The sequence below is a fragment of the Pandoraea sp. ISTKB genome (assembly GCF_001721285.1).
Taxonomy (GTDB): Bacteria; Pseudomonadota; Gammaproteobacteria; order Burkholderiales; family Burkholderiaceae; genus Pandoraea; species Pandoraea capi.
In genome coordinates this window covers 57,081-80,020 of sequence record NZ_MAOS01000021.1, presented here as the reverse complement: position 1 = coordinate 80,020, position 22,940 = coordinate 57,081, and the positions used below count along the sequence as shown (strand labels likewise).

Annotated in this window: 22 protein-coding genes; 12 read left to right on the top strand and 10 right to left on the bottom strand. The window is 62.7% G+C overall.

The annotated features are described in order from the left end of the window. Positions 1–42: 42 nt before the first annotated feature. Together A9762_RS05245 and mpl are read right to left on the bottom strand one after the other, a co-directional pair. On the bottom strand, positions 43–654 hold the full coding sequence (locus A9762_RS05245) for a YqiA/YcfP family alpha/beta fold hydrolase (RefSeq protein WP_069340982.1): 612 nt from the start codon (positions 652–654) through the stop codon (positions 43–45). A gap of 42 nt (positions 655–696) precedes the next feature. Next, positions 697–2,079: a UDP-N-acetylmuramate:L-alanyl-gamma-D-glutamyl-meso-diaminopimelate ligase gene (gene mpl / locus A9762_RS05240; protein WP_069340981.1), complete on the bottom strand. Its 1,383-nt coding sequence runs from the start codon at positions 2,077–2,079 to the stop codon at positions 697–699. A gap of 140 nt (positions 2,080–2,219) precedes the next feature. Between mpl and A9762_RS05235 the strand changes: the two genes are divergently transcribed. From A9762_RS05235 to A9762_RS05190, 10 genes are all read left to right on the top strand, one after another. Beyond that, positions 2,220–2,867, top strand: coding sequence for a UDP-N-acetylmuramate--alanine ligase (locus A9762_RS05235; RefSeq protein WP_069340980.1), 648 nt, complete (start codon positions 2,220–2,222; stop codon positions 2,865–2,867). Between the two features lie 132 nt (positions 2,868–2,999). After that, the gene (locus A9762_RS05230) at positions 3,000–3,524 is read left to right on the top strand and encodes a thioredoxin family protein (protein ID WP_069340979.1); all 525 of its coding nucleotides are present in this window, start codon (positions 3,000–3,002) and stop codon (positions 3,522–3,524) included. A 133-nt stretch (positions 3,525–3,657) separates the two neighbouring features. Continuing rightward, complete coding sequence (aroQ, locus tag A9762_RS05225; protein WP_069340978.1) at positions 3,658–4,104, top strand: type II 3-dehydroquinate dehydratase; 447 nt, start codon at positions 3,658–3,660, stop codon at positions 4,102–4,104. Between the two features lie 72 nt (positions 4,105–4,176). Continuing rightward, complete coding sequence (accB, locus tag A9762_RS05220) at positions 4,177–4,635, top strand: acetyl-CoA carboxylase biotin carboxyl carrier protein (RefSeq protein ID WP_069340977.1); 459 nt, start codon at positions 4,177–4,179, stop codon at positions 4,633–4,635. Between the two features lie 97 nt (positions 4,636–4,732). After that, a complete protein-coding gene (gene accC / locus A9762_RS05215; RefSeq protein ID WP_069340976.1) occupies positions 4,733–6,094 on the top strand; it encodes an acetyl-CoA carboxylase biotin carboxylase subunit in 1,362 nt (453 codons plus the stop codon). Between the two features lie 28 nt (positions 6,095–6,122). After that, positions 6,123–7,016 carry a 50S ribosomal protein L11 methyltransferase gene (prmA, locus tag A9762_RS05210; protein WP_069340975.1) on the top strand — a complete coding sequence of 298 codons (894 nt, stop codon included), beginning with the start codon at positions 6,123–6,125 and terminating at the stop codon, positions 7,014–7,016. A gap of 65 nt (positions 7,017–7,081) precedes the next feature. Then, positions 7,082–8,233 (top strand): DUF3426 domain-containing protein, encoded by a 1,152-nt coding sequence (locus tag A9762_RS27995; protein ID WP_083253648.1) that lies wholly within the window; start codon positions 7,082–7,084, stop codon positions 8,231–8,233. A gap of 32 nt (positions 8,234–8,265) precedes the next feature. Continuing rightward, positions 8,266–8,766 carry a thiol peroxidase gene (gene tpx / locus A9762_RS05200; protein ID WP_069340973.1) on the top strand — a complete coding sequence of 167 codons (501 nt, stop codon included), beginning with the start codon at positions 8,266–8,268 and terminating at the stop codon, positions 8,764–8,766. 259 nt (positions 8,767–9,025) lie between these two features. After that, complete coding sequence (locus A9762_RS05195; RefSeq protein ID WP_069340972.1) at positions 9,026–9,961, top strand: carbohydrate kinase family protein; 936 nt, start codon at positions 9,026–9,028, stop codon at positions 9,959–9,961. Positions 9,962–9,980: 19 nt separating this feature from the next. Then, positions 9,981–10,460 (top strand): hypothetical protein, encoded by a 480-nt coding sequence (locus tag A9762_RS05190; protein ID WP_069340971.1) that lies wholly within the window; start codon positions 9,981–9,983, stop codon positions 10,458–10,460. Between the two features lie 285 nt (positions 10,461–10,745). Here the strand turns inward: A9762_RS05190 and A9762_RS05185 are convergent, their stop codons facing one another. The 3 genes from A9762_RS05185 to A9762_RS05180 all read right to left on the bottom strand — a co-directional run bounded on the left by A9762_RS05185 (position 10,746) and on the right by A9762_RS05180 (position 13,262). Further along, positions 10,746–11,402 (bottom strand): histone H1-like DNA-binding protein, encoded by a 657-nt coding sequence (locus tag A9762_RS05185; protein WP_069340970.1) that lies wholly within the window; start codon positions 11,400–11,402, stop codon positions 10,746–10,748. 23 nt (positions 11,403–11,425) lie between these two features. Next, a complete protein-coding gene (locus tag A9762_RS28850) occupies positions 11,426–11,731 on the bottom strand; it encodes a hypothetical protein (protein ID WP_150719927.1) in 306 nt (101 codons plus the stop codon). Positions 11,732–12,119: 388 nt separating this feature from the next. Continuing rightward, entirely contained in the window at positions 12,120–13,262 is a 1,143-nt protein-coding gene (locus A9762_RS05180; protein ID WP_069340969.1) for a ribonucleotide-diphosphate reductase subunit beta, read from the bottom strand. A 567-nt stretch (positions 13,263–13,829) separates the two neighbouring features. Here A9762_RS05180 and A9762_RS05175 point away from each other — a divergent pair. Beyond that, positions 13,830–14,819 carry an aldose 1-epimerase gene (locus A9762_RS05175; protein ID WP_069340968.1) on the top strand — a complete coding sequence of 330 codons (990 nt, stop codon included), beginning with the start codon at positions 13,830–13,832 and terminating at the stop codon, positions 14,817–14,819. A 136-nt stretch (positions 14,820–14,955) separates the two neighbouring features. Here the strand turns inward: A9762_RS05175 and A9762_RS05170 are convergent, their stop codons facing one another. The 5 genes from A9762_RS05170 to A9762_RS05145 all read right to left on the bottom strand — a co-directional run bounded on the left by A9762_RS05170 (position 14,956) and on the right by A9762_RS05145 (position 21,430). Continuing rightward, positions 14,956–17,907 carry a ribonucleoside-diphosphate reductase subunit alpha gene (locus A9762_RS05170; RefSeq protein WP_069340967.1) on the bottom strand — a complete coding sequence of 984 codons (2,952 nt, stop codon included), beginning with the start codon at positions 17,905–17,907 and terminating at the stop codon, positions 14,956–14,958. Positions 17,908–18,309: 402 nt separating this feature from the next. Then, positions 18,310–18,939 carry a 1,6-anhydro-N-acetylmuramyl-L-alanine amidase AmpD gene (gene ampD / locus A9762_RS05165; RefSeq protein WP_069340966.1) on the bottom strand — a complete coding sequence of 210 codons (630 nt, stop codon included), beginning with the start codon at positions 18,937–18,939 and terminating at the stop codon, positions 18,310–18,312. Positions 18,940–19,486: 547 nt separating this feature from the next. Next, on the bottom strand, positions 19,487–19,999 hold the full coding sequence (locus A9762_RS05155) for a DUF1269 domain-containing protein (protein ID WP_069340964.1): 513 nt from the start codon (positions 19,997–19,999) through the stop codon (positions 19,487–19,489). Positions 20,000–20,227: 228 nt separating this feature from the next. After that, a complete protein-coding gene (locus tag A9762_RS05150) occupies positions 20,228–20,539 on the bottom strand; it encodes a PP0621 family protein (protein ID WP_069340963.1) in 312 nt (103 codons plus the stop codon). A 6-nt stretch (positions 20,540–20,545) separates the two neighbouring features. After that, positions 20,546–21,430, bottom strand: a complete 885-nt coding sequence (locus tag A9762_RS05145; RefSeq protein WP_069340962.1) for an inner membrane protein YpjD — start codon at positions 21,428–21,430, stop codon at positions 20,546–20,548. A gap of 112 nt (positions 21,431–21,542) precedes the next feature. On the opposite strand from A9762_RS05145, the gene ffh reads away from it, so the two are divergent. Beyond that, positions 21,543–22,907 (top strand): signal recognition particle protein, encoded by a 1,365-nt coding sequence (gene ffh / locus A9762_RS05140; RefSeq protein ID WP_069340961.1) that lies wholly within the window; start codon positions 21,543–21,545, stop codon positions 22,905–22,907. The last annotated feature ends 33 nt before the right edge of the window (positions 22,908–22,940 follow it).

Genomic DNA, 22,940 nt, shown 5'->3' with positions numbered 1-22,940 from the left:
CCCGCCAATGTACGGCGGTTTAGAGCAGAACGGGCAAACGCGTTATTCGCCCGCGGACGGGCTTGCTGCGCCTGGGGAAGACGGTACGTCGATGCCGGCAAAGCGCAGCACGTCGTCCATATAGTTGGCGAAATCGGAAATCCCGTGGTCGCTGCCCTCAATCAGCGTGAGCTTCGCCCCGGGGTACTTCGCCAGCATGTCGCGATAGTCGAGCGTCTGGTCGCCGGTCGCGGCCACCAGGTAATAGCGCTCGGGACGCGTGATCTGTGCCACGTCGATCATGCGCAGTTCGTCCAGATGACGGGGCTCGACGACGATGGAGCCGCCGCCATGCCACATCGGCTGCTCGCCGAGCCACTTGTCGAGGTCGTCGTACGGGTGCGTTGCCGGATTGAGCAATACGGCCCGGCATCCGAGCTTCTCCGCCAGATACGTCGCGTAGTAACCGCCCAGCGAGCTTCCCACGATAGTCAGCGCATCGGGCGTCACCCCCGCGAGCAAGCGCTGGGCATCGACGACGGCCGCGAGCGGCGATGGCGGCAATTGCGGGCACGCCCAGGCGTGACCGAGGCCGAGCCGGTGCATGCGGGCAGCCATCAACTGCGCCTTGAAAGATCGCGGCGACGAACGGAAGCCGTGCAGATAGAGAATCATGTGAGTCCCGGGAAAATCCATTCGGTGAATGCGACGACTCGCTCAGGCTCGCGCAGCAAGCGCGTCGAGCAATTTCTGATGAATGCCGCCGAAGCCGCCGTTGCTCATCACCACGATCTGGTCGCCCGGTTGTGCCGCCGCCGTGACCGCGCGCACCAGTCCGTCGATATCGCTGAACGCCTGTGCTCGCGCGCCCAGCGGGGCGAGGGCTTCCGCCAGATTCCAGCCAAGGGCATCCTTGCCGGACGGCGCGCCGTAGCCGAACACCAGATCGGCATCGGCCAGACTCGCCGGCAACTGTGCCTTCATCACGCCGAGCTTCATCGTGTTCGAACGCGGCTCCAGCACCGCCAGAATGCGTGCGTTGCCCGCCCGGCGGCGCAGGCCGGCGAGCGTGGTCTGGATGGCGGTCGGGTGATGGGCGAAATCGTCGTAGACCGTCACCCCATTGGCTTCACCCCGCACTTCCATGCGACGCTTCACGTTCTGGAACTTGCCCAGCGACGCCGCGCCCTGCTCCGTCGGCACCCCCACGTGACGGGCGGCAGCCAGTGCCGCCAGCGCGTTCATCCGGTTGTGCTCGCCCTGCAGCGACCACTTCACTTCACCGGCCGCCTTCGGGCCCTGATGGACCCAGAAGGCTTCCTGTCCCGGCGCCAGCGTCTCGTTGGCTTGCGACACGTGCCAGCCGTCTGCCACGCCGAAACGCTCGACCTCGCTCCAGCAGCCACGGGCCAGCACACGTTCGAGCGCCGGTTCCCGACCGTTGACGATCAGACGGCCTTGGCCCGGCACCGTACGCACCAGATGGTGGAATTGCGTCTCAATGGCCGCCAGATCCGGGAAGATGTCGGCGTGATCGAATTCCAGGTTGTTCAGGATGGCCGTGCGGGGGTGGTAATGGACAAACTTGGAGCGCTTGTCGAAGAACGCCGTGTCGTACTCGTCGGCTTCGATGACGAAGAAATCGCTGTCGGTCAGCCGCGCCGAGATACCGAAGTTCATCGGCACGCCGCCCACGAGGAATCCGGGGTTGTAACCCGCGTCTTCGAGAATCCAGGTCAGCATCGACGTCGTGGTCGTCTTGCCATGCGTGCCGGCCACCGCCAACACCCACTTCTTCGACAGCACATGCTCGCCGAGCCATTGCGGGCCTGACGTGTAGGGCAGATTCCGATTCAGGATCTCTTCCATCAGCGGGTTGCCGCGCGACACGACGTTACCGATGACGAACAGGTCGGGCTCCAGGGACACCTGATCGGCGTCGAAACCCTCGATCAGACGAATACCCTGCGCCTCGAGCTGCGTGCTCATCGGCGGATAGACATTGGCATCGCAACCCGTGACGGTGTGACCGGCCTGACGAGCGAGGACCGCCAGACCGCCCATGAACGTGCCGCAGATGCCAAGAATATGAATATGCATGGATGGGGAGCGTGTTGAAAACGGGCCGAACCCGTGCGGGAAATGGGAGTGCCAAGGGGGTGCCAGCGAAGTGCTGGACGCCAAGGCCTCCATTGTACCTGCGGCGCGAACGGCAATGCCTTTCGGGTATCATCGTCCGCATGACACGCAAATCCTGGACCGACGCCCAACGCCTGCGCGAAGAAATCGCCCTGGCGGCTGCCCGCCTCATCGCCGAGGAGGGGGCCGACTACGCGAGTGCCAAACGCAAAGCGGCCAAACAGGTCACGGGCGAGACGCGAATTGCCGGGGAATTGCTGCCGGATAACGACCAGATCGAAGCGGAAGTCCGGGAATACGTGCAGACGTTCCTGTCCGACACGCAGCCGGCCGAGCTGGCGCACCTGCGTCAGGTCGCCCTCACGGTCATGACGGAGCTGGCCCGCTATCGGCCGTACATTACCGGCGCGGTCTACAACGGCACCGCCACGGCGCTATCGGACATCTATTTGCAGGCTTTTTGCGATAACCCGAAGGATGTCGCGATTGATCTACTGAATAGAGGGATCGATTACGACGTGTCCGAAAGCCGCCATTTCAATGGCCGGGGGATGGTCGAGACGCTGAGCTTCCTGTGGCGCGAGCGTCGTCAGGCGGGCGAACCGGCCGGCGTGCATCTGTCGCTGTATTCCATGGATGACATGCGCGGCGCGCTCAAGGCGTCCGACGGCAATGGACGTCCGGTACGGACCGACGCAGACGGCCTGCGTGCGCTGATCGCAGAGACCGAGGCCGCCCAAAGTCACTGACCTTCGGGCGGTTAACAGCATAATCACCGCATGATCACGACCGAATCGCGGCACAATCGCCACTAATTCTTCGCAATTACCCTTCGTCTTTCGTTTACTGTCTAGTCCGGAACCTCCGGCCCCTCGCTCATCATGGCAAAACGCATTGTTATTCTGGTGATTCTGGCGCTCGCGGGATTGGCGGCCGGTTTTTGGCTCGGCCATCGAAACCAGCCGACGCCCGATGCCTCCGACGCCGCCGTCGCTCAACTGCTCGCCACGCGCCTGCCCGACCTGAAAGGTAACGATCAGGCAGTCTCGCAATGGAAGGGCAAGACGCTGGTCGTCAACTTCTGGGCGCCGTGGTGTGGACCCTGCGTCGAGGAAATGCCCGATTTGCAGGCGCTATCGACCGAATTCAGCGGGAAAAACGTTCAATTCATCGGCATCGGCATCGATACGGCACAGAACATGATCGCCTTCGAGCAAAAGGTGAAAGTCGACTATCCGTTGCTCGTGGCAGGTTATGCAGGCACCGATCTCGCCCGTGCACTAGGCAACAAGGCGGGTGCCCTGCCGTTCACCGTGGTGATCGACCCGCAAGGCCGTATGCACTATGAAAAGCTGGGCCGCATCACGTCGGACGAGGTGCGCAGCGCCCTCAAACCGCTGATCTGACCCTACTGCGGGAATCGAGGGTTCCCGGGAAGCCCCGCCGGACGTGACTGGCGGGGTCCCATTTTCGCCCCACTGGACAAAATCCACCAACTGGCGTTTAATTGCGCCCAATTTCGTGAAATTTGATTCGCCGATGCCTCACCGCATTCTCGTGCTCCACGGCCCTAACCTGAACCTGCTCGGTACTCGCGAGCCGGAGGTGTACGGTCGCACGACGCTGGCCGACATCGATGCCGCGCTGACAGCGCAGGCGCAGACGGCGGGTGCCGAGGTGGCGACATTTCAAAGCAATCACGAAGGTGCATTGGTTGACCGGATTCAGGCGGCACGCGGTGAGTCGATCGACTTCATCGTCATCAACCCTGCGGCTTACACCCATACCAGCGTGGCCATTCGCGACGCGTTGGCCGGGGTAGGCATCCCGTTCGTCGAGGTTCACCTCTCGAACGTCCATGCGCGCGAAGCCTTCCGGCATCACTCGTACTTTTCCGATATCGCGCAAGGTGTGATCTGCGGCCTGGGCTGGCGCGGGTATACCTATGCACTCGATTTTGCCCTGCGGCGACTCGCCGGCGGGTAGTCCTCTTCCACACCCCATTTCCTCTCGCGGGACGTTGCGCCCGCGTCGATACAGAATCAAGGAGCTTCCTTCATGGATTTGCGCAAACTCAAGACGTTGATCGACCTCGTGGCCGAATCGGGTATTTCCGAACTCGAAGTCACGGAAGGCGAAGGCAAGGTCCGCATCGTCAAGGCGCCGCCGCAAGTGATCGCCGCCCCGATGCAGATGGCCATGCCGGCCATGCCGCAAGTCGCTGCGCAAGCTCCCGCCGCCACGGCCGCCGCTGCTGCACCGGCAGCGCCGGCAGTGCCGCAAGGCCATATCGTGACGTCGCCGATGGTCGGTACGTTCTACCGTGCCCCGTCGCCGGGCGCCGATCCGTTCGCGCAAGTCGGCGACTCGGTCAAGGAAGGCCAGACGCTGTGCATCATCGAAGCGATGAAGCTGCTCAACGAGATCGAGTCGGACAAGGCCGGCGTGATCAAGGAAATCCTCGTCGAGAACGGTCAGGCCGTGGAATACGGTCAACCGCTGTTCGTGATCGGCTAATGCCGGTTGTCGGACGCTTCGCTCGCGCGGCCGTGCGCCGCCGCGACACCGGGTGTCCGGCCCCGCTCCTCTCCCCTTACGGGCAGGACTGCACATAATGTTTGAAAAAATCCTCATCGCCAACCGCGGCGAAATCGCTCTGCGCATCCAGCGCGCGTGCCGCGAGATGGGCATCAAGACCGTCGTGGTCTATTCCGAAGCCGACAAGGAAGCGAAGTACGTCAAGCTCGCCGACGAAGCGGTTTGTATCGGACCGGCCCCGTCGCCGCTCTCCTATCTGAACATGCCCGCGCTGATCAGCGCTGCGGAAGTCACCGACGCCCAGGCCATCCACCCGGGTTACGGTTTCCTTTCCGAGAATGCCGACTTCGCTGAGCGCGTCGAGCAATCGGGCTTCACGTTCATCGGGCCGCGCCCCGAAACCATTCGTCTGATGGGCGACAAGGTGTCGGCCAAGCAGACCATGATCAAGACCGGCGTGCCGTGCGTGCCGGGTTCGGAAGGCGCGTTGCCCGAAGATCCGAAGGAAATCGTGCGAATTGCACGTCAGGTCGGCTATCCGGTGATCATCAAGGCCGCAGGTGGCGGCGGTGGTCGCGGCATGCGCGTGGTGCATACGGAAGCGGCGCTCGTGAACGCGGTCAACATGACCCGTGAAGAAGCCGGCCGCGCCTTCGGCAACCCGGAAGTCTATATGGAGAAGTTCCTCGAGAACCCGCGCCATATCGAAATCCAGGTGCTCGCCGACAAGCACAAGCAAGCCATCTGGCTGGGTGAGCGCGACTGCTCGATGCAGCGTCGTCACCAGAAGGTGATCGAAGAAGCGACCGCACCGCTGATTCCGCGTCGTCTGATCGAGCGCATCGGCGATCGCTGCGCCGACGCCTGCAAGAAGATGGGCTACCTCGGCGCCGGCACGTTCGAATTCCTGTTCGAGAACGGCGAGTTCTACTTCATCGAAATGAACACGCGCGTGCAGGTCGAGCATCCGGTCACGGAAATGATCACGGGCGTCGATATCGTGCAGGAACAGATCCGCATCGCGGCCGGCGAGAAGCTCGCCTACCGTCAGCGCGACATCCAGTTCCAGGGTCACGCCATCGAGTGCCGTATCAACGCCGAAGATCCGTTTAAGTTCACGCCGTCGCCGGGTCGCATCACCGCCTGGCATATGCCGGGTGGCCCCGGCATTCGCGTCGACACGCACGCTTACAACGGCTACTTCGTGCCGCCCAACTATGACTCGATGATCGGCAAGCTGATCGCTTACGGTGCAACGCGTGAACAGGCGATCCGCCGCATGCGTGTGGCGCTGTCGGAAATCGTGGTCGAAGGTATCCAGACGAACATTCCGCTTCACCGCGAATTGATGCTCGACGCCAAGTTTGTCGAAGGCGGCACGAGCATTCACTATCTGGAACACAAGCTGGCGCAGAAGTCTGCCGTCGGTGGCAATTAAGTCAGTCAATCAGCAGGAATCACTCGCTATGTATCGCGAACTCGTCGTAGAAGTTGCCCGCGCCCAGGCCGAGGCCCTGTCAGACGCCCTGCTCGATCTGGGCGTGCTGTCGGTCTCCGTCGAAGACGCGGACGCCGACACGCCCGACGAGCAACCGATGTTCGGCGAGCCGGGTCTCACCCCGCCGGACACCGCGTGGCAACGCTCGCGCGTGGTGGCGCTGGTCGGGGAAGATCAGGACGCCGCCGTGCTGCTCGCGGCGGCGGTCAACGAACTGGGACTCGCCGAGTCGCCCGCCTTCACGTTGCGTGATGTGGAGGAACAGGACTGGGTGCGTCTCACGCAATCGCAGTTCGAGCCGATGCAGATCGGCCAGCGCATCTGGGTCGTGCCGTCGTGGCACGACGCGCCCGACACCGACGCTCTCATCCTCGAACTCGATCCGGGTCTGGCATTCGGCACGGGTAGCCATCCGACCACGCGTCTTTGCATGGAGTGGCTGGAGCAGCACGTGCAACCGGGCGGCTCGCTGCTCGACTACGGCTGCGGATCGGGCATTCTGGCGATTCTTGCGCGCAAGTGCGGCGCCGACCCGGTCATCGGTATCGATATCGACCCGCAGGCCGTCGAATCCGCCCGTTACAACAGCGAACGCAATCACGCGCCGGTCGAGTACGGGTTGCCCGACGATCTGCGCGACGGTCAGTTCGATATCGTGGTCGCCAACATCCTGTCGAATCCGCTCAAGCTGCTCGCGTCGATGTTGACGTCGCGCGTGGCACCGGGCGGACGGCTCGCGCTGTCCGGCGTGCTGGAACGACAGGCCGACGAGGTGATCGCGGCTTACGCGCCCTATATGAAGATGTCGGTCTGGCGCGCTCACGACGGCTGGGTCTGCCTGCACGGGCAGGCGACCGGTTAATTTGCGCCGATTGTCACCACTGCGTGTCGCATGAGGCGCCGAGTCCACAGAGTCTTCCAGGCCACATGACCCAGTCCTCACGCGTTCTCGCCACTCGCTGCCCTCACTGCCATACGGTCTTTCGCGTCGTCGCGGATCAGCTCAAGCTGCGCGACGGCCTCGTGCGCTGCGGCCACTGCCGGGAAGTGTTCGACGGACGCGCCTATCTGTGCGATCCCCCCGCAGACGATCACGACACGCCGACAGGCTCCACAGCCAGCGCGGAAAACGCGGCAAGCGCAGCCGATGCGAACGCCGCTTCCGCGCCGGCCTCGATTACCGCTACGGCCACCCCGCCCGGTCTGAGCGCGACGCCCAGCATCGGTGCGACCTCCGGCATCGCCGCCGCGACCACAGGATTTCCCGCGTCATCCACCGTGTCGTCCAGCGATAGCGCTGCCGCCCTCAGTGGCGACCGACCGGTCCCCGAGATGCTCGCCCCCAAGGCCATCGCCGCCCTGCTCGGCTCGCCGGACGAAAGCCGCGCGCGGATGCAACATGGCCCGGGACGCTATATGGATGACGACGATCCCACCGTGCTGAGCGCACCGACGGCGTCGCCATCGCGTGCGCAGGCGACGTCTGCATCCACCCTCGCCACGACGCCGAAGCGCCCCGGTGCGGCACGCGTCATCTGGTGGGTACTGATGACATTGGCCGTCGTCGCCGTACTCGGGCAATGGGCGTGGATCGAGCGTGCGGCGCTCGTCGACCGCATGCCGGCATTGCGTGGCGTGTTCGCCGCGATCGGACGTCCGATGCACGTGACGATCGGTCTGCCGCGTCAGCCCGACCAGATTCAGATTTCCAGCGTGACGCTCGTCACCGACGACACCGGTACCGCCACCAACGCATCGACATCCGGTCCGGACACCGCTACCGATGGAGCCGCCAGCGGCGTCACGGCAGCGCCTGCCGACACCGTGCCCATGACGCTCACCGTCTTCATGCGCAATCAGGCCGTGCATGCGCTGGCCTGGCCGTCGCTCGAACTCACGCTTTCGGATCTCGACGGCAAACCAGTCGTACGTCGCGTTTTTTCAGCGAACGAATACGTCGTCGAGCCAGCCGTGCGCGAAGCGGGGCTAACGCCACGCAATGAACGCACGATTCGGTTACGATTGTCGGCGCAGGCAGCGCTAGCCAGTAATTACCGGGTGCTCGCGTTCTATCCCTGATAGCGCTGTTGCACTCAACCTAGGAGATATAGATGTCCCAAGTCACGCTCGGGGGCAACCCCATCGAAGTCGGCGGTCAGTTCCCGCAGAAGGGTCAGACCGCACCGGCACTGAAGCTGGTCAACGCCAAGCTCGCAGACGTCACGCTCGACGACTTCGCTGGCAAGCGCAAAGTCCTCAACATCGTGCCGAGCCTCGACACGCCGACCTGCGCCACGTCCACGCGCAAGTTCAACGAAGCCGCCGGCAAGCTCGACAACACCGTCGTGCTCGTCATCTCGGCCGACCTGCCGTTCGCGATGAGCCGCTTCTGCGCCACCGAAGGCCTGAACAACGTGGTGACGCTCTCGACCATGCGCGGTCGTGAGTTCCTCAATAACTACGGCGTGGAAATCAAGACCGGCCCGCTGGCAGGCGTGACGGCTCGCGCCGTCGTGGTGCTCGACGCCGACAATCGCGTCGTGCATGCCGAGCTGGTGCCGGAAATCAAGAACGAACCGAATTACGACGCTGCGCTCGCCGCACTTTCGTGATCTCGCGATGACGTAATTCGTCGCCGCGATTCGGGACCGCGCATACGTGCCGCCCCGGATCGCAGCGATGGCTGTACCCCGTACGACGCGTGCCATTCCTGTGCAATTCGTACGCTTTGTACAACGCGTAATTCCCGCGCCGATGCAGACGATGCACCGGCCTGTTTTTTATCCAGCGGCCTGCGACATGACGACGGCCCGTCCTCGTCAGCCGTCTTCCGTTGGCTCTCCCCCGCTTACTTTTCGCAAGGACATTCCCGTGACTACCGTGATCTGCGGCTCGCTGGCCTACGACAACATCATGACGTTCGAAGGCCGCTTCGGCGAGCACATCCTGCCTGATCAGGTGCACATCCTGAACGTCAGCTTCCTCGTGCCGACCATGCGCCGTAACTTTGGCGGCTGCGCGGGCAACATCGGCTACAGCCTGCATCTGCTGGGCGGCTCGCCGGTCGTCATGGCCACGGTGGGTGAGGATGGCGCGGCTTACCTCGAGCGCTTCCAGTCGCTCGGTATGACGACGGAATTCGTGCGCACGGTCACGGACAGCATGACGGCCAACGCGATGATCACCACCGATCTGGACAACAACCAGATCACCGCCTTCCACCCGGGCGCGATGATGTTCTCGTCGCGCAACCGCGTGGGCGACGCCAAGGGCGCCACGCTGGGCATCGTCGCGCCGGACGCGCCCGACGCGATGCTCACGCACGCCGAAGGGTTCGCCGCTGCCGGCGTGCCGTTCGTGTTCGATCCGGGTCAGGGTCTGCCGCTGCTGACGCCTGAGGCACTGCGTCGCATGGTGGAACTCGCAACGTATCTTGCGGTCAACGACTACGAAGCCAAGCTCCTCTGCACGAAGACCGGATTGTCGATGGAAGACCTCCAGTCGCGTGTCGAGGCACTTGTCGTCACGCGCGGAGAGCACGGGGCCCAGATCTTCGCCGGCGGCAAGCAACACGACATTCCTGCCGTGACCGCCAAGCGTGTCGTCGACCCCACCGGTTGCGGCGACGCATTCCGTGGTGGTTTGCTGTACGGTATCGAAAAGGGCCTCGACTGGCCGACCACCGGCCGTCTGGCCAGTCTGATGGGTTCGCTCAAGATTGCCGAGCAGGGTCCGCAGACTTATGCACCGACGCGCCCGGAGATCGAAGCGCAATATGAAGAAGCGTTCGGCCACCGCTTCGAATGATTTAAGGAAAGGCACAACGATGGCACGACTTACCACACCGCTCATTATCCTCACCGCTGCGGCGTCGCTCTCTCTGTCCGCCTGTACGGCGTTCGGTCCGAGCAACTCGGCAAGCGTCTACAGCAGCCGTCAGGCACAACGCGAGCAAGTTGTGCGCATGGGCACGGTCGAATCGGTGCGTCCGGTCACGATCGATAGCAGCAATGGCGACCCGGGCATTCTGGGTATCGCCGGCGGCGGTGCACTGGGTGCGATCGGCGGCAGCGCCATCGGTGGCGGTCGCGGTTCGATCGCGACGGGTATCGTCGGCGGTCTGCTCGGCGCCGTTGCCGGACAGGCGATCGAAAGCCGGGTGAGCAAGAAGGCGGGCCTGGAGATCACCGTTCGCCTCGACAACGGCGAGCTGCGCGCCATCACGCAGGATGCCGACGAGGCATTCCAACCGGGACAGCGCGTGCGCCTGCTCTCGAGCGGCGGCGTGACCCGTGTGACGCACTGAGTTCACCACGCGTTTCGCCCCGGGACATCGAGAACACATCGATAACGTTACGGTGTCCTGAAGCACACCCGGCAGACATGCCGGGGAAGGGGCTGTCGCGGCATACCGACGACACCGCTTCAAACGCGAGCATCACCCCGGCGGGCGACTTCACGGTCGCCCGTTTTCTTTTGGGCCATGAAAAAACCCGCCGTGACGATCGCTCATCACAGCGGGTTTCGGATCGAGTAGGCCTACTCGATCAAAAGACACCTAAGTGCCTTGGTTCCTGCATCGGCACTCGGATTACGGACGGCTGCCGGTCGGGAACGGCCATGCCGCTGCCGGGTTCAACGCCGTCTTCGGTGCTGCGGGTGCAGCGGCCGGTGCGGCTGCGGGAGCAGCAGCAGGCTTGGCAGCAACCTTCTTCACTGCCGGCTTCTTGGCAGCAGGCTTCTTCGCAGCGGCAGGCTTCGCAGCAGCCTTCTTGGCAGCGGGCTTCTTCGCAGCAGCAGCCTTCTTCGCAGCAGGCTTCTTGGCAGCGGCCTTCTTCGCAGCCGGCTTCTTGGCAGCAGCCTTCTTCGCGGCCGGCTTCTTGGCAGCAACCTTCTTAACTGCTGCCTTCTTCGCGGCCGGCTTCTTGGCGGCAACCTTCTTCACTGCGGCTTTCTTGGCGACCGGCTTCTTGGCGGCAACCTTCTTCACCGCTGCCTTCTTGGCGACCGGCTTCTTGGCAGCAACCTTCTTCACTGCAACTTTCTTGGCTGCCGGCTTCTTAGCGGCGACCTTCTTCGCTGCCGGCTTCTTAGCGGCAACAGCCTTCTTCGCTACCGGCTTCTTGGCGGCGACAGCCTTCTTCGCTACCGGCTTCTTGGCAGCAGCGGCCTTCTTGGCAACCGGCTTCTTAGCAACGGCCTTCTTGGCCGCCGGCTTCTTGGCAACAGCTTTCTTGATCGTAGCCATGACAAACTCCTTAACGTGAGAGATCACTCAAACGAAACTACCTGAGAAGGAAACCCGACCACCGTGCGGGAACCGCCGGCGAGCGGGCTATTCATCGGCGTACGCATCGGACTTCGACGGCTTACGCTAATGAATTCGGCGCTGCGCGCATGACGCTGACCGTGTGTGGTCACGCGCGCAAAAAAATTGCCGGCGACATTGCCGCCAGCAATTCGATTGTCTTGAGAAAGGGAGTTCGCCAGATTCTTCGGGGGGTAGCTTGCCTGTCCCGTCATCGGGATGGAGGAGATTGCGATAGCGGATAAGCGATACTGCTTGCTATGCACCAAGGTTTTTACGCTCCGTAACTACCAGCTCTCTGTCGCGGGAGGAAAGCAGTGAGTGCTTTCGTGTGTTCATCGAGACTGCAATTTATTTGAGCGAATAATAATTCTTTTGTGATGCGATGTTAATACTTTGTGCGTAAAAAAGCGCACATCAATCGTAACGAAGAAGTCAATCTGTTGTATTTGATGCACATCACACTCGCATGTCGATGCGTGCGATGCGTTTGCGAAGCGAGAACTTCATCGTGCGAGTGAGGATGATGCGTGTGATCTGCGCCGCTTCTTCGACTTCTCTTCGCGTCAGTCACGCGTGCAACGCACGCTCACATCACCCTCTCGAAACCCGCATGGATGCTCGCTTTGCGCGGAGCATCCATTTTTCACTCAACGCTTAGTCCCAGCTCAGTGCACCACCGGTCTGGTACTCGATCACTCGCGTTTCGAAGAAGTTGCGTTCCTTCTTCAGGTCGATCATCTCGCTCATCCACGGGAACGGATTCTCTTCGTTCGGGTAGAGCGCTTCGAGACCGATTTGTGCGCAGCGACGATTCGCGATGAAGCGCAGATAGCTCTTGAACATGCCTGCGTTCAGACCGAGCACGCCGCGCGGCATCGTATCTTCAGCGTAGCGATACTCAAGCTCGACCGCCTTCTGGAACAGTTCGCGAATCTCTTCGCGGAACTCCGGCGTCCACAGGTTAGGGTTTTCCAGCTTCACCTGGTTGATCAGGTCGATGCCGAAGTTGCAGTGCATCGACTCGTCGCGCAGGATGTATTGATACTGCTCCGCAGCACCGGTCATCTTGTTCTGACGACCCAGCGCCAAGATCTGCGTGAAGCCGACGTAGAAGAACAGACCTTCCATGATGCAGGCGAACACGATCAGCGAACGCAGCAGCTTCTGGTCAGCTTCCTGCGTTCCCGTCTTGAACGACGGATCGGCGACCACTTCGATGAACGGCAGCAGGAATTCGTCCTTGTCGCGGATCGACGCCACTTCGTGATACGCGTTGAAGATCTCGGCTTCGTCCAGCCCCAGGCTCTCGACGATGTACTGATAAGCGTGCGTGTGGATCGCTTCTTCAAACGCCTGACGCAGCAGGAACTGACGGCACTCCGGCGCGGTGATGTGGCGGTAGGTGCCCAGCACGATGTTGTTCGCGGCGAGCGAGTCGGCCGTCACGAAGAAGCCGAGGTTGCGCTTGATGATACGGCGCTCGTCTTCGGTCAGACCGTTCGGGTCCTTCCACAGGGCGATGTCGCGCGACATGTTGATTTCCTGCGGCATCCAGTGGTTCGCGCAACCGGCCAGATATTTTTCCCACGCCCACTTGTACTTGAACGGCACCAGCTGGTTCACGTCCGTCGTGCCGTTGATCACGCGCTTGTCCGAGGCGCTCACGCGGCGCGTCGACTGCGAGGCGATGGTGTGCGGCGTGTCGTCCTGCGTGCCCAGAATGTTCGAAGCCGGTGCGGCCGGCGCAACAGGCGCGGCGGACTTGGCGGTAGAGGTGTCTTCTTCCCAGTTAAGCATAGGGTCTCGGTCCGTTCAGGTTGATGCGATTCACGCCCTGGGGCGCACATCGCCGAAGTGACAGATCAGCCGTTCGCGTACGAAGGCCGACGAAAAAATTGCCGATAGTGCAGCCGTCAATCTAACGATGACGACGAAAAATCCGCTGAGGGTAACGCTTGATTTTGGGGGTAACGCAGAGTCGCTTTCGCGCTGATTTGAACGACGACGCCGATTCGGAAGCTGCAATCTTTGTCTTGCAACATCATGACCTCCCGACGTCGATCGAATGACTCCAATTTAGCACAATACTGTCACTCGTTCCAGCCCATCGACACCATATATTGTGTCGAGTTTTACAGCCACCACAATACCTAGTGTTTTCGAGCATACCGGGCGCAGCGTACGTCCAGCCTCGCGGGACCGGCATCTTGCCACGAAACGAGGCCGCACGACAGGGTTTGCAGTGCATCAAAATGACGCGCACCCACAATGGCGTATCCTGTGCGGCAAGCGTCACGGCGCCAGAGCGGAGCGACAGACTCCGGCGAACGCCATCCACCGACGCCAATGAAGGAGATATCGACGATGACACCCTCAGGCGCCGATGGCGCACAGGCACCGGCCGGCCGACCGGGACCGACACCCTCAGCCTCCTCAGGCCCCGCCACCCCACCCGTACTGACACCCGGCAAACCGATCCGCCTCGCACGAGGCGCCCTCATCGCCGAGGTACAGCCCGGCTGCGGCGCACGCCTGTCCCGACTCGCACGTCGCGACACACGCGGCGATCTGTTCGACTACCTCGTGCCACTCGGCAACGAGCCATTCTCCTCCGACGAATGGCCGAAGGCCGGCGCGTTCCCAATGCTGCCGTATACCAATATGTTGCGCGACGACACGCTGCACTGGCGTGAGCGCACCCTCACCGTTCGCGAAGCGCCCGTCGCATCGAGTTCGCTGCACGGCTGGGGGCTGCGGCGCGAATGGGAAGTAGTCGACGAAAGCTCACATTGCTGCGTGCTTCAACTCGACTGCCCTGCCCAGCCGGAGTGGCCCTGGCACTATCAGGCCTACCTGTCCGTGACGCTCGACGAGCACGGCCTCGACATGCAGCTCTCGCTCACCAATCTCTCGACGCAGGAGATGCCTGCGGGACTGGGTCTGCATCCGTACTTCCGCTGGCCGGCGGGCGCGCGGCTGACGTTCGAATCCGAAGCGCTCTGGCGCTCGCCGTCGGAAGACATTCGCTGGCCGAGCGAACAACGTGTTCACGTCGGGCCGATGGAAGTGGTGTCGGTCGGCGGCGGCCTCGACACCGGCGGACGTTCGACCTGGTTCGCCGAAGTTCCCTCCGAGTCGGGACGCTTCGACGCCCGCATCGATTACGCGGGCGGACTGCGCTCCGCCACGGTACGCAGCGACAACGCTACCTGGCTCGTGCTGCACTCCCCCGCCGGACGCCCCTACCTCTGTCTTGAGCCGTCGACACACCGTGTCGGCGAGTTCGACAGCGATCACGTCGTGCTCACGCACGGTCAGACGCTCGACCTATCGATGCGCATCGATCTGGGCTGAGCGCGCCGCCGCCCACATCGTCCGCCGCTTCTGATTCTCTCAAGCCAAAGAAAAACCCCGTCGTCCTCTCGGACCGACGGGGTTTTCCCTATGGAGCGACGCCGCGTGACACCTGCGGCATCGCTTCACGACCACCTTACTGGCAAGCCTCGCACTCTTCGAAGCCCGGGTCGCCCGGACGCATCGTGCAGACCGCGCCTTCGGCTTCCGGCATCGGCTGGGCCAGCGGCGAGGTCGGCTCGGCCGAGAAGCCACCCGACACACCGCCCGAGCTCGGCACCGCGTTCAGCGCGCCGTGGCTCACCGTCGACTTCTCGACGTGCGTTGCGGCCATCGTACGGAGGTAGTACGTGGTCTTCAGTGCGCGCGTCCAGGCCAGCTTGTATGTCTCGTCGAGCTTCTTGCCCGATGCGCCAGCCATATAGATGTTGAGCGACTGCGCCTGATCGATCCACTTCTGACGACGCGACGCTGCCTCGACCAGCCACTTCGGCTCGACTTCGAACGCCGTGGCGTAGATCTCGCGCAGATCGGCCGGCACGCGGTCGATACGAGCGAGCGAGCCGTCGAAGTACTTCAGGTCGGCGACCATCACTTCGTCCCACAGACCGCGGGCCTTCAGGTCACGCACCAGGTACTCGTTGACCACCGTGAACTCGCCCGACAGGTTCGACTTCACGTACAGGTTCTGGAACGTCGGCTCGATACAGGCCGAGACACCGATGATGTTCGAGATGGTCGCGGTCGGGGCGATCGCCACGCAGTTCGAGTTGCGCATGCCGTGCGAAGCGATGTGCTTGCGCAGGCTGTCCCAGTCGAGCGTGCTCGACAGGTCGACGTCGACGTAACCACCGCGCTCTTCGGCCAGCAGCTTGAGCGAGTCTTGCGGCAGGATGCCACGATCCCACAGCGAGCCCTTGTACGACGAGTACTGACCGCGTTCCTTGGCCAGCTCGGTCGATGCCCAGTAAGCGTAGTAGCAAACCGCTTCCATCGAACGGTCGGCGAACTCGACGGCAGCGTTCGACGCATACGGCGTACGCAGCAGGTGCAGGCAGTCCTGGAAGCCCATGATGCCCATGCCCACCGGACGGTGATGCAGGTTCGAGTTACGTGCCTTCGCCACCGCGTAGTAGTTGATGTCGATGACGTTGTCGAGCATGCGCATCGCCACACGAACGGTGCGTTGCAACTTCTCGTGATCCAGCTCGTAGCCGTTCGCCGTCTGCTTCAGGTGAGCCACGAGGTTCACCGAGCCGAGGTTACACACGGCGATTTCCGTCTCGCTCGTGTTGAGCGTGATTTCCGTGCACAGGTTCGACGAGTGCACCACGCCCACGTGTTGCTGCGGCGAGCGGATGTTGCACGGGTCCTTGAACGTAATCCACGGATGGCCGGTTTCGAACAGCATGCCCAACATCTTGCGCCACAGCGCTTGGGCCGGCACCTTCTTGAACAGCTTGATCTCGCCGCGCGCGGCCTTCTCTTCGTAAGCCGTGTAAGCCTGTTCGAAAGCCTTGCCGAACTTGTCGTGCAGATCCGGGCAGGTCGACGGGGAGAACAGCGTCCACTCGGCGCCTTCCATCACGCGCTTCATGAACAGATCGGGAATCCAGTTCGCCGTGTTCATGTCGTGCGTACGGCGACGATCGTCACCCGTGTTCTTGCGCAGTTCCAGGAATTCTTCGATATCCAGGTGCCACGTTTCCAGGTAGGCACAGACCGCGCCCTTGCGCTTGCCGCCCTGGTTCACGGCCACGGCCGTGTCGTTGACCACCTTGAGGAACGGCACCACGCCCTGGCTCTTGCCGTTCGTGCCCTTGATATGGGAGCCGAGTGCGCGAACCTGCGTCCAGTCGTTGCCCAGACCGCCGGCGAACTTCGAGAGCAGTGCGTTTTCCTTGAGCGCTTCGTAAATGCCTTCCAGATCGTCCGAGACGGTCGTCAGATAGCACGACGAGAGCTGCGAGCGACGCGTGCCCGAGTTGAACAGCGTCGGCGTGGAGCTCATGAAGTCGAAGCTCGACAGGATCTGGTAGAACTCGATCGCACGCGCTTCGCGCTCGACTTCGTTCAGCGCCAGACCCATGGCCACGCGCATGTAGAACGCCTGCGGCATTTCGATGCGATGGCTATCGATATGCAGGAAGTAGCGGTCGTACAGCGTTTGCAGGCCGAGGTAGTTGAATTGCAGGTCGCGGTTGGCGTCGAGCGCCGCCGCCAGCTTGCCCAGGTCGTACGAGAGCAGTTGCTCGTCGAGCAGTTCGGCGTCCACACCCTGCTTGATGAAGCGCGGGAAGTACTCGATGTAACGCGCGGCCATTTCACCCTGCGGCACTTCTTCGCCGAGGATTTCGCGGCGAATCGTGTGCATCAGGATACGGGCGGTGACCTGGCTGTAAGCCGGTTCCTTCTCGATGAGCGTACGCGAGGCGAGGATCGCCGAATCGTAGACCTGCGACAGCGGCACGCCGTCGTACAGGTTCTTGATGGTCTCGGCAAGGATCGGCTCGGCGGAGACTTCGCTACCGAGGTTTTCGCACGCGGCCTTCACCACGCCGCGCAGGGCAGCCATGTCGATCGGACGGGTCACACCGTTGTCGGTGACATGCAGCACCGGGGTGTCGGGCGTTGCGGCTTCCTGCGTGGTCTCGACGGCGCTGGCGCGCTCTTGCGAACGCTTTTCGCGATACAGCACATAAGCGCGGGCGACGTTGTGCTCGCCTTCACGCATGAGTGCGAGTTCGACCTGATCCTGAATGTCTTCGATGTGGAACGTACCGCCGTTCGGGCGGCTGCGCACCAGTGCGCGCACGACGTTCTCCGTCAACTGTTCCACGAGCTCGCGTACGCGCGCCGAAGCCGCACCTTGTCCGCCGTTCACGGCAAGGAACGCCTTGGTGACGGCGATCGCGATCTTCGACGGCTCGAAACCCACCACCGTGCCGTTGCGTCGAATCACTTTGAAGTCGGCGTTGGTCGCCGGTTCGAATGCGCCCGTCGTCTGGGGCGCCGACGCACCCGTGCCATTGCCGGCATTCGCGGCGGGCGTCGGGTTCGGGCGGGTGAGGTTTTCGTTAGTCTGCATGTAAAAACTCCCGTTCCAATGAAATGGTGCTGTTAGCGCACTTCCACCAGCCAATCACTAAGAATTCAGTCGGTAAAAAGTACGCCCTGGGGGCGCCGATGGAGCGAAGTGCTGAACACCGCACGACCGACGGACGGCCAAGGGTTCGAGGTGTCCGCTGCACGGCTTTGCTGCTGTACCGCCTCCCAAAAATACCGAAAGGAGGTACGGTTAGATGGTTGCTCACAACCACTACATGTAGTGGTTGGTGGCCGAATTGGCACTAAGTATAGTGGAGATGACGCACTCCGCAAACTCAAAAATTTCATTCCCGGGGAGGCCCGCGCCATGCCCGTGTCAAGCAAAACCTGTCACGGGGTGAGGGTTAATCGTCCCCCTCAGCGTCCCCCTTCTGTGTCCCGCTCAACCCTGCGAGTCACCGCCCGCGTCACCGGCAGCGGACGTCTGAAACGGCAACACTTCGGATGCCAGTCCGGCCATCCGACGCAATCGCTGCCACTCGAAATGGGGCCCCGGGTCCGTCTTCCGACCAGGTGCTATATCGGCATGTCCGGCCACGGCTTGAATCGGATAACGCTCACGCAAGACACGCGTGAGCGCCGCCAGCGTCACATACTGCGCCGCGGTGAACGGCAGGTCGTCAGTGCCTTCCAGTTCAACGCCGATTGAGAAATCGTTGCAGCGCGTACGACCTTCGAACGACGACGCGCCCGCATGCCATGCTCTCGCATCGCACGACACGAACTGTTGCAACGCACCATCGCGTCGCACCAGAAAATGCGAGGAGACGTGCACACCGCGAATCTCGTCGAAGAACGGATGCGCATCGTGATCGAGCCGATTCTGAAAGAACGCAGGGATCTCGTCGCCGCCGAACTGACCCGGTGGCAACGAGATGTTGTGCACCACGAGCAATCCGATCGGCATGTCCTGCGGACGCACGTCGAAGTTCGGCGACGGCAGACGCTCCGCTTCCCGAATCCAGCCTTCGGCGTCGAGCGTGAGGACCGGCAGTTTGTCCGGCGCGTTCATGCGTCACCCCACAACGGCGCGACGCACACGTCGAACGTATCGATGCACACGACCTGTCCCGACAAGACCGACAAGACGGGCAGCGCAGGCGACCGGAGCGCAACGTTAGGGGACGCAGATGACTGGAGCATGACGGGCACAGCGAACTCCCGTAGAGCGAGGGGTGGCATTGTAGCCCACTTGGCGTGACGTCGCCGGTCGTCGGCCCGGCTTGCGATGCGCACGTCAACGTGGCGAGCGATCAGTGTCACGTGGGGCATCGTCCGAAACAAGTCAAAAAATAAAAGGCAAATTCCCAAAGAAGAAGCCTCTCGCACGACTTGGCCGAGAGGCTTCCGTGGGCGTGTCCACGCCCGGGGATGGCGCCGCTCTCGCATCCTGCGTTGCCCGCAGAACACGCACACCATCCCGCGCCGCTCACAGGTGCGGCGCCAATGGCCGTTGCCGGCCGGTAAAACCCTGCACACGCGTCTCCCGCGCTAACCCCATTGTCCCCACGGCCTCCATTGTCGCTACCGTCACGTCCCTCCGATCGCATTGCACTCGATCAGGGGAATACCGGAATCGCAGCTTCGACCCCTTCCATATGCGCCTCGGGATGATGCTCCTTGAGCATCTCGCGAATCTCGTCGACGCGGCTCTCGCGCACATCCACCATCAGCAGAATCATGCCCCGCTCCAGCGGCTCACGAAACGCTTTGAGACGCGAGTTCGGCACCGACACGCCGATCATGCTCGACACCCAGGCACCGAACAGCGCACCGAGCGGCGCCGTCACGATCATCAGTTCCCACTGGGGGCGCGTGCCCACGATGGGGAAAAACGCGGCGACTGCACCGACTGCCAAACCACAGAAGCCACCGATCACGAGCCCGGCTTCAGCGCCGTGCACGATATCGGAAGTCTGTAGCAGGTTAGCCTCGTGCAGTCCCTCCAGGTCCATTTCGTCACGCGCCATGAAGTGGATGTGACGTTCCTCGATCCGCGCGAGCAACAAGTCGCTCATCGTGCGCTGCGCACTCGCCAGATCGGGAAGAAGGAAATACATCCGTCTGCGCATTAGCATATTGCGCCCTCCTGTCGTCGTCCCCGATTTGCCGCCTGTTTGTTATTGATCTTCTAGATGGGGTAGGTAACTGTGTTTTAGTGCATGCGACAGTCATGCGCAAGCCGACGCGGCCGATTGGGCATCGGCCGGCACACGACAGCAAGGAGCGGAAGACGACCGCGATGCGCGCGGTGGCGCACCTGAGCGGTATCGCTGCGCGGTGCGCCCGCGCAGCCGGGATCAGGCGCGGTGTTCGCGCGCGAGATGGGCGTCGCGATGCGCGGCGCTGCAAAAGTGCTTGTCGCCGGGGCCGGCGAGCGATTCGCTCTCGGGAAGATAGGTATCGCACTCGCTGCAACGCACCATGCGCTCGGCCGGCGGCAACGACTGACGGGCCGTGGTGCGGCCCCCGCTACCGGGCGACGTGCGCATGCGCTCGTCACGTTCGTTGCGTTCATTCCGCTCGGGGCGCTCCATGCGCTTGCGCTCGTTGTGGCGCATCCACCACGTCCCGGCAATCAAGAGCAACAGTAACAGCAGGATATTGCGCATCGCGCTTCAAGTCTCCGTCATGCGATGCAGCACCACCTCAAGCACGAAGCGAGAACCGACATACGCCAGCAACAGCGCCACGAACGACGCCAGAACCCAACGCAGCGCGACCTTACCGCGCCACCCATAAAAATGCCGTCCGAGCAGCACCGCGCCGAACATCAGCCACGACACCACCGCGAACACGGTCTTGTGATCGATGCGCACCGCGCGCCCGAAGAGCGCCTCGGAGAACATCACGCCCGAGATGAGCGTCAACGTGAGCAGCACGAACCCTGCGCCGATCAGCCGGAATAGCAGCTTCTCCATCGTGAGCAGCGGCGGCAGCGTTTCGAGCCAGCGCGACAGCCAGCCGTTCGCATCATGGCTGCGCGACGGATGCAACTGACGCTCAGCATAGAGCATCAGCAACGCGTGCAGCGCCGCCAGTGCGAACAGCCCGTAGGCCATGTTCGCGATGATGAAGTGCGCCTTGAAAGTCGGATCCGCCGCAAAGCCGAGAATGCGCACGTCCGGGAAAACCGCTGGCAACAGGCAGGCGATGGCGGCCACGGGTGTGACCATCAGTCGCAGGCTGTCGAGCGGGAAGAAGAAGCTTTCGATCCAGTAGATGCCGACCGAGAGCCACAGCATGGCCGAGAGCATGTACGCAAAACCGAAGTGCATGCTGTCCGCGCGGAAGATGGTCTGATGCAGCAACACCCCGTGCAGCAAGAGCGCGGCGAACAGCGAAAGCTGCATCGGCCAGCGCGAGGGCGTGCCCGTGACCGGCGCAGGCGCGACCGCGCCGCCCGCGAGAGCGAGCGCGGCGTCGCGCCGGTAACCTTGCCACGAACAAACCGCCAACCCGGCGTAGAGGATGGCGGTCAGCGCATACAGTAAAATAGTCATGTTTGAAGTTTACACCAGCCCATGAGGGGCGCGCTGCCGTGCTTGCCATCCGCCGTCCCCCGGCCGATGGGCGGGCAACCAAGGCCGCTTCAGGTCTTACAGGATACGTTTCATGCTCGACAATCTCACTACGCGCCTGGCCAAAGTCGTCAAGACGCTGCGCGGCGAAGCCCGGCTGACCGAGGCCAACACGCAGGAAATGCTGCGCGAAGTCCGTCTCGCCCTGCTCGAGGCCGACGTCGCCCTGCCGGTGGTACGCGATTTCATCGCCAAGGTGAAGGAAAAGGCCCTCGGTGAGGAAGTCATTTCCAGCCTTTCGCCCGGTCAGGCCCTCGTCGGCGTGGTACAACGCGAACTGACAGCCCTCATGGGCGGCGACTACGAAGGTCGCGCCGCCGAACTCAATCTGGCCACCACCCCGCCCGCCATCATCCTGATGGCCGGTCTGCAAGGCGCCGGCAAGACGACCACCGTCGGTAAGCTCGCTAAGCTGCTGCGCGCCCAGAAGAAGAAAGTCCTCACGGTCTCCACCGACGTCTACCGCCCGGCCGCTATCGCCCAGTTGGAGACGGTGACCAAGCAGGTCGACGCCGACTTCTTCCCGTCGCAACCCGATCAGAAGCCGGTCGACATCGCCCGCGCCGCCGTGGACTGGGCGCGTCGCCATCACCATGAAGTGCTGCTCGTCGACACGGCCGGCCGTCTGGGTATCGATGAAGCGATGATGCAGGAAATCAGCGCCCTGCACGCCGAGCTGAAACCGATCGAAACGTTGTTCGTCGTCGACGCCATGCTGGGTCAGGACGCCGTCAACACCGCCCGCGCCTTCAACGACGCCCTGCCGCTCACCGGCGTGGTGCTCACCAAGCTCGACGGCGATTCGCGTGGCGGTGCCGCGCTGTCGGTGCGTCACATCACCGGCAAGCCGATCAAGTTCGTGGGTGTCGGCGAAAAGCTCGACGGCCTCGAAGTCTTCCACCCGGATCGCATGGCGAACCGGATTCTCGGCATGGGCGACATTCTCGCGCTCGTCGAGGAAGCGCAGCGCGGTGTCGACGTTCAGGCCGCACAGAAGCTCGCCGACAAGGTCAAGAAAGGCGGCGACTTCGATCTGAACGACTTCAAGGCGCAGATCGGCCAGATGAAGAAGATGGGCGGCCTGTCGTCGCTCATGGACAAGCTGCCGGCGCAGTTCCAGGCCGCCGCCAGCCAGACGAACATGGATCAGGCCGAGAAGCAGGTGCGTCGCATGGAAGGCATCATCAACTCGATGACGCCCGCCGAGCGCGCCAAGCCCGAGCTGATCAAGGCGAGCCGCAAACGCCGCATTGCCGCCGGTGCGGGCGTTCAGGTGCAGGAAGTCAACCGCATGCTCAATCAGTACGACCAGATGCGCACCATGATGAAGAAACTCAAAGGCGGTGGCATGATGAAGATGATGCGCAGCATGAAGGGCATGATGCCCGGCATGCGCTGATATACTCCGGGCCGCATTTAGCGAATCCCCCGC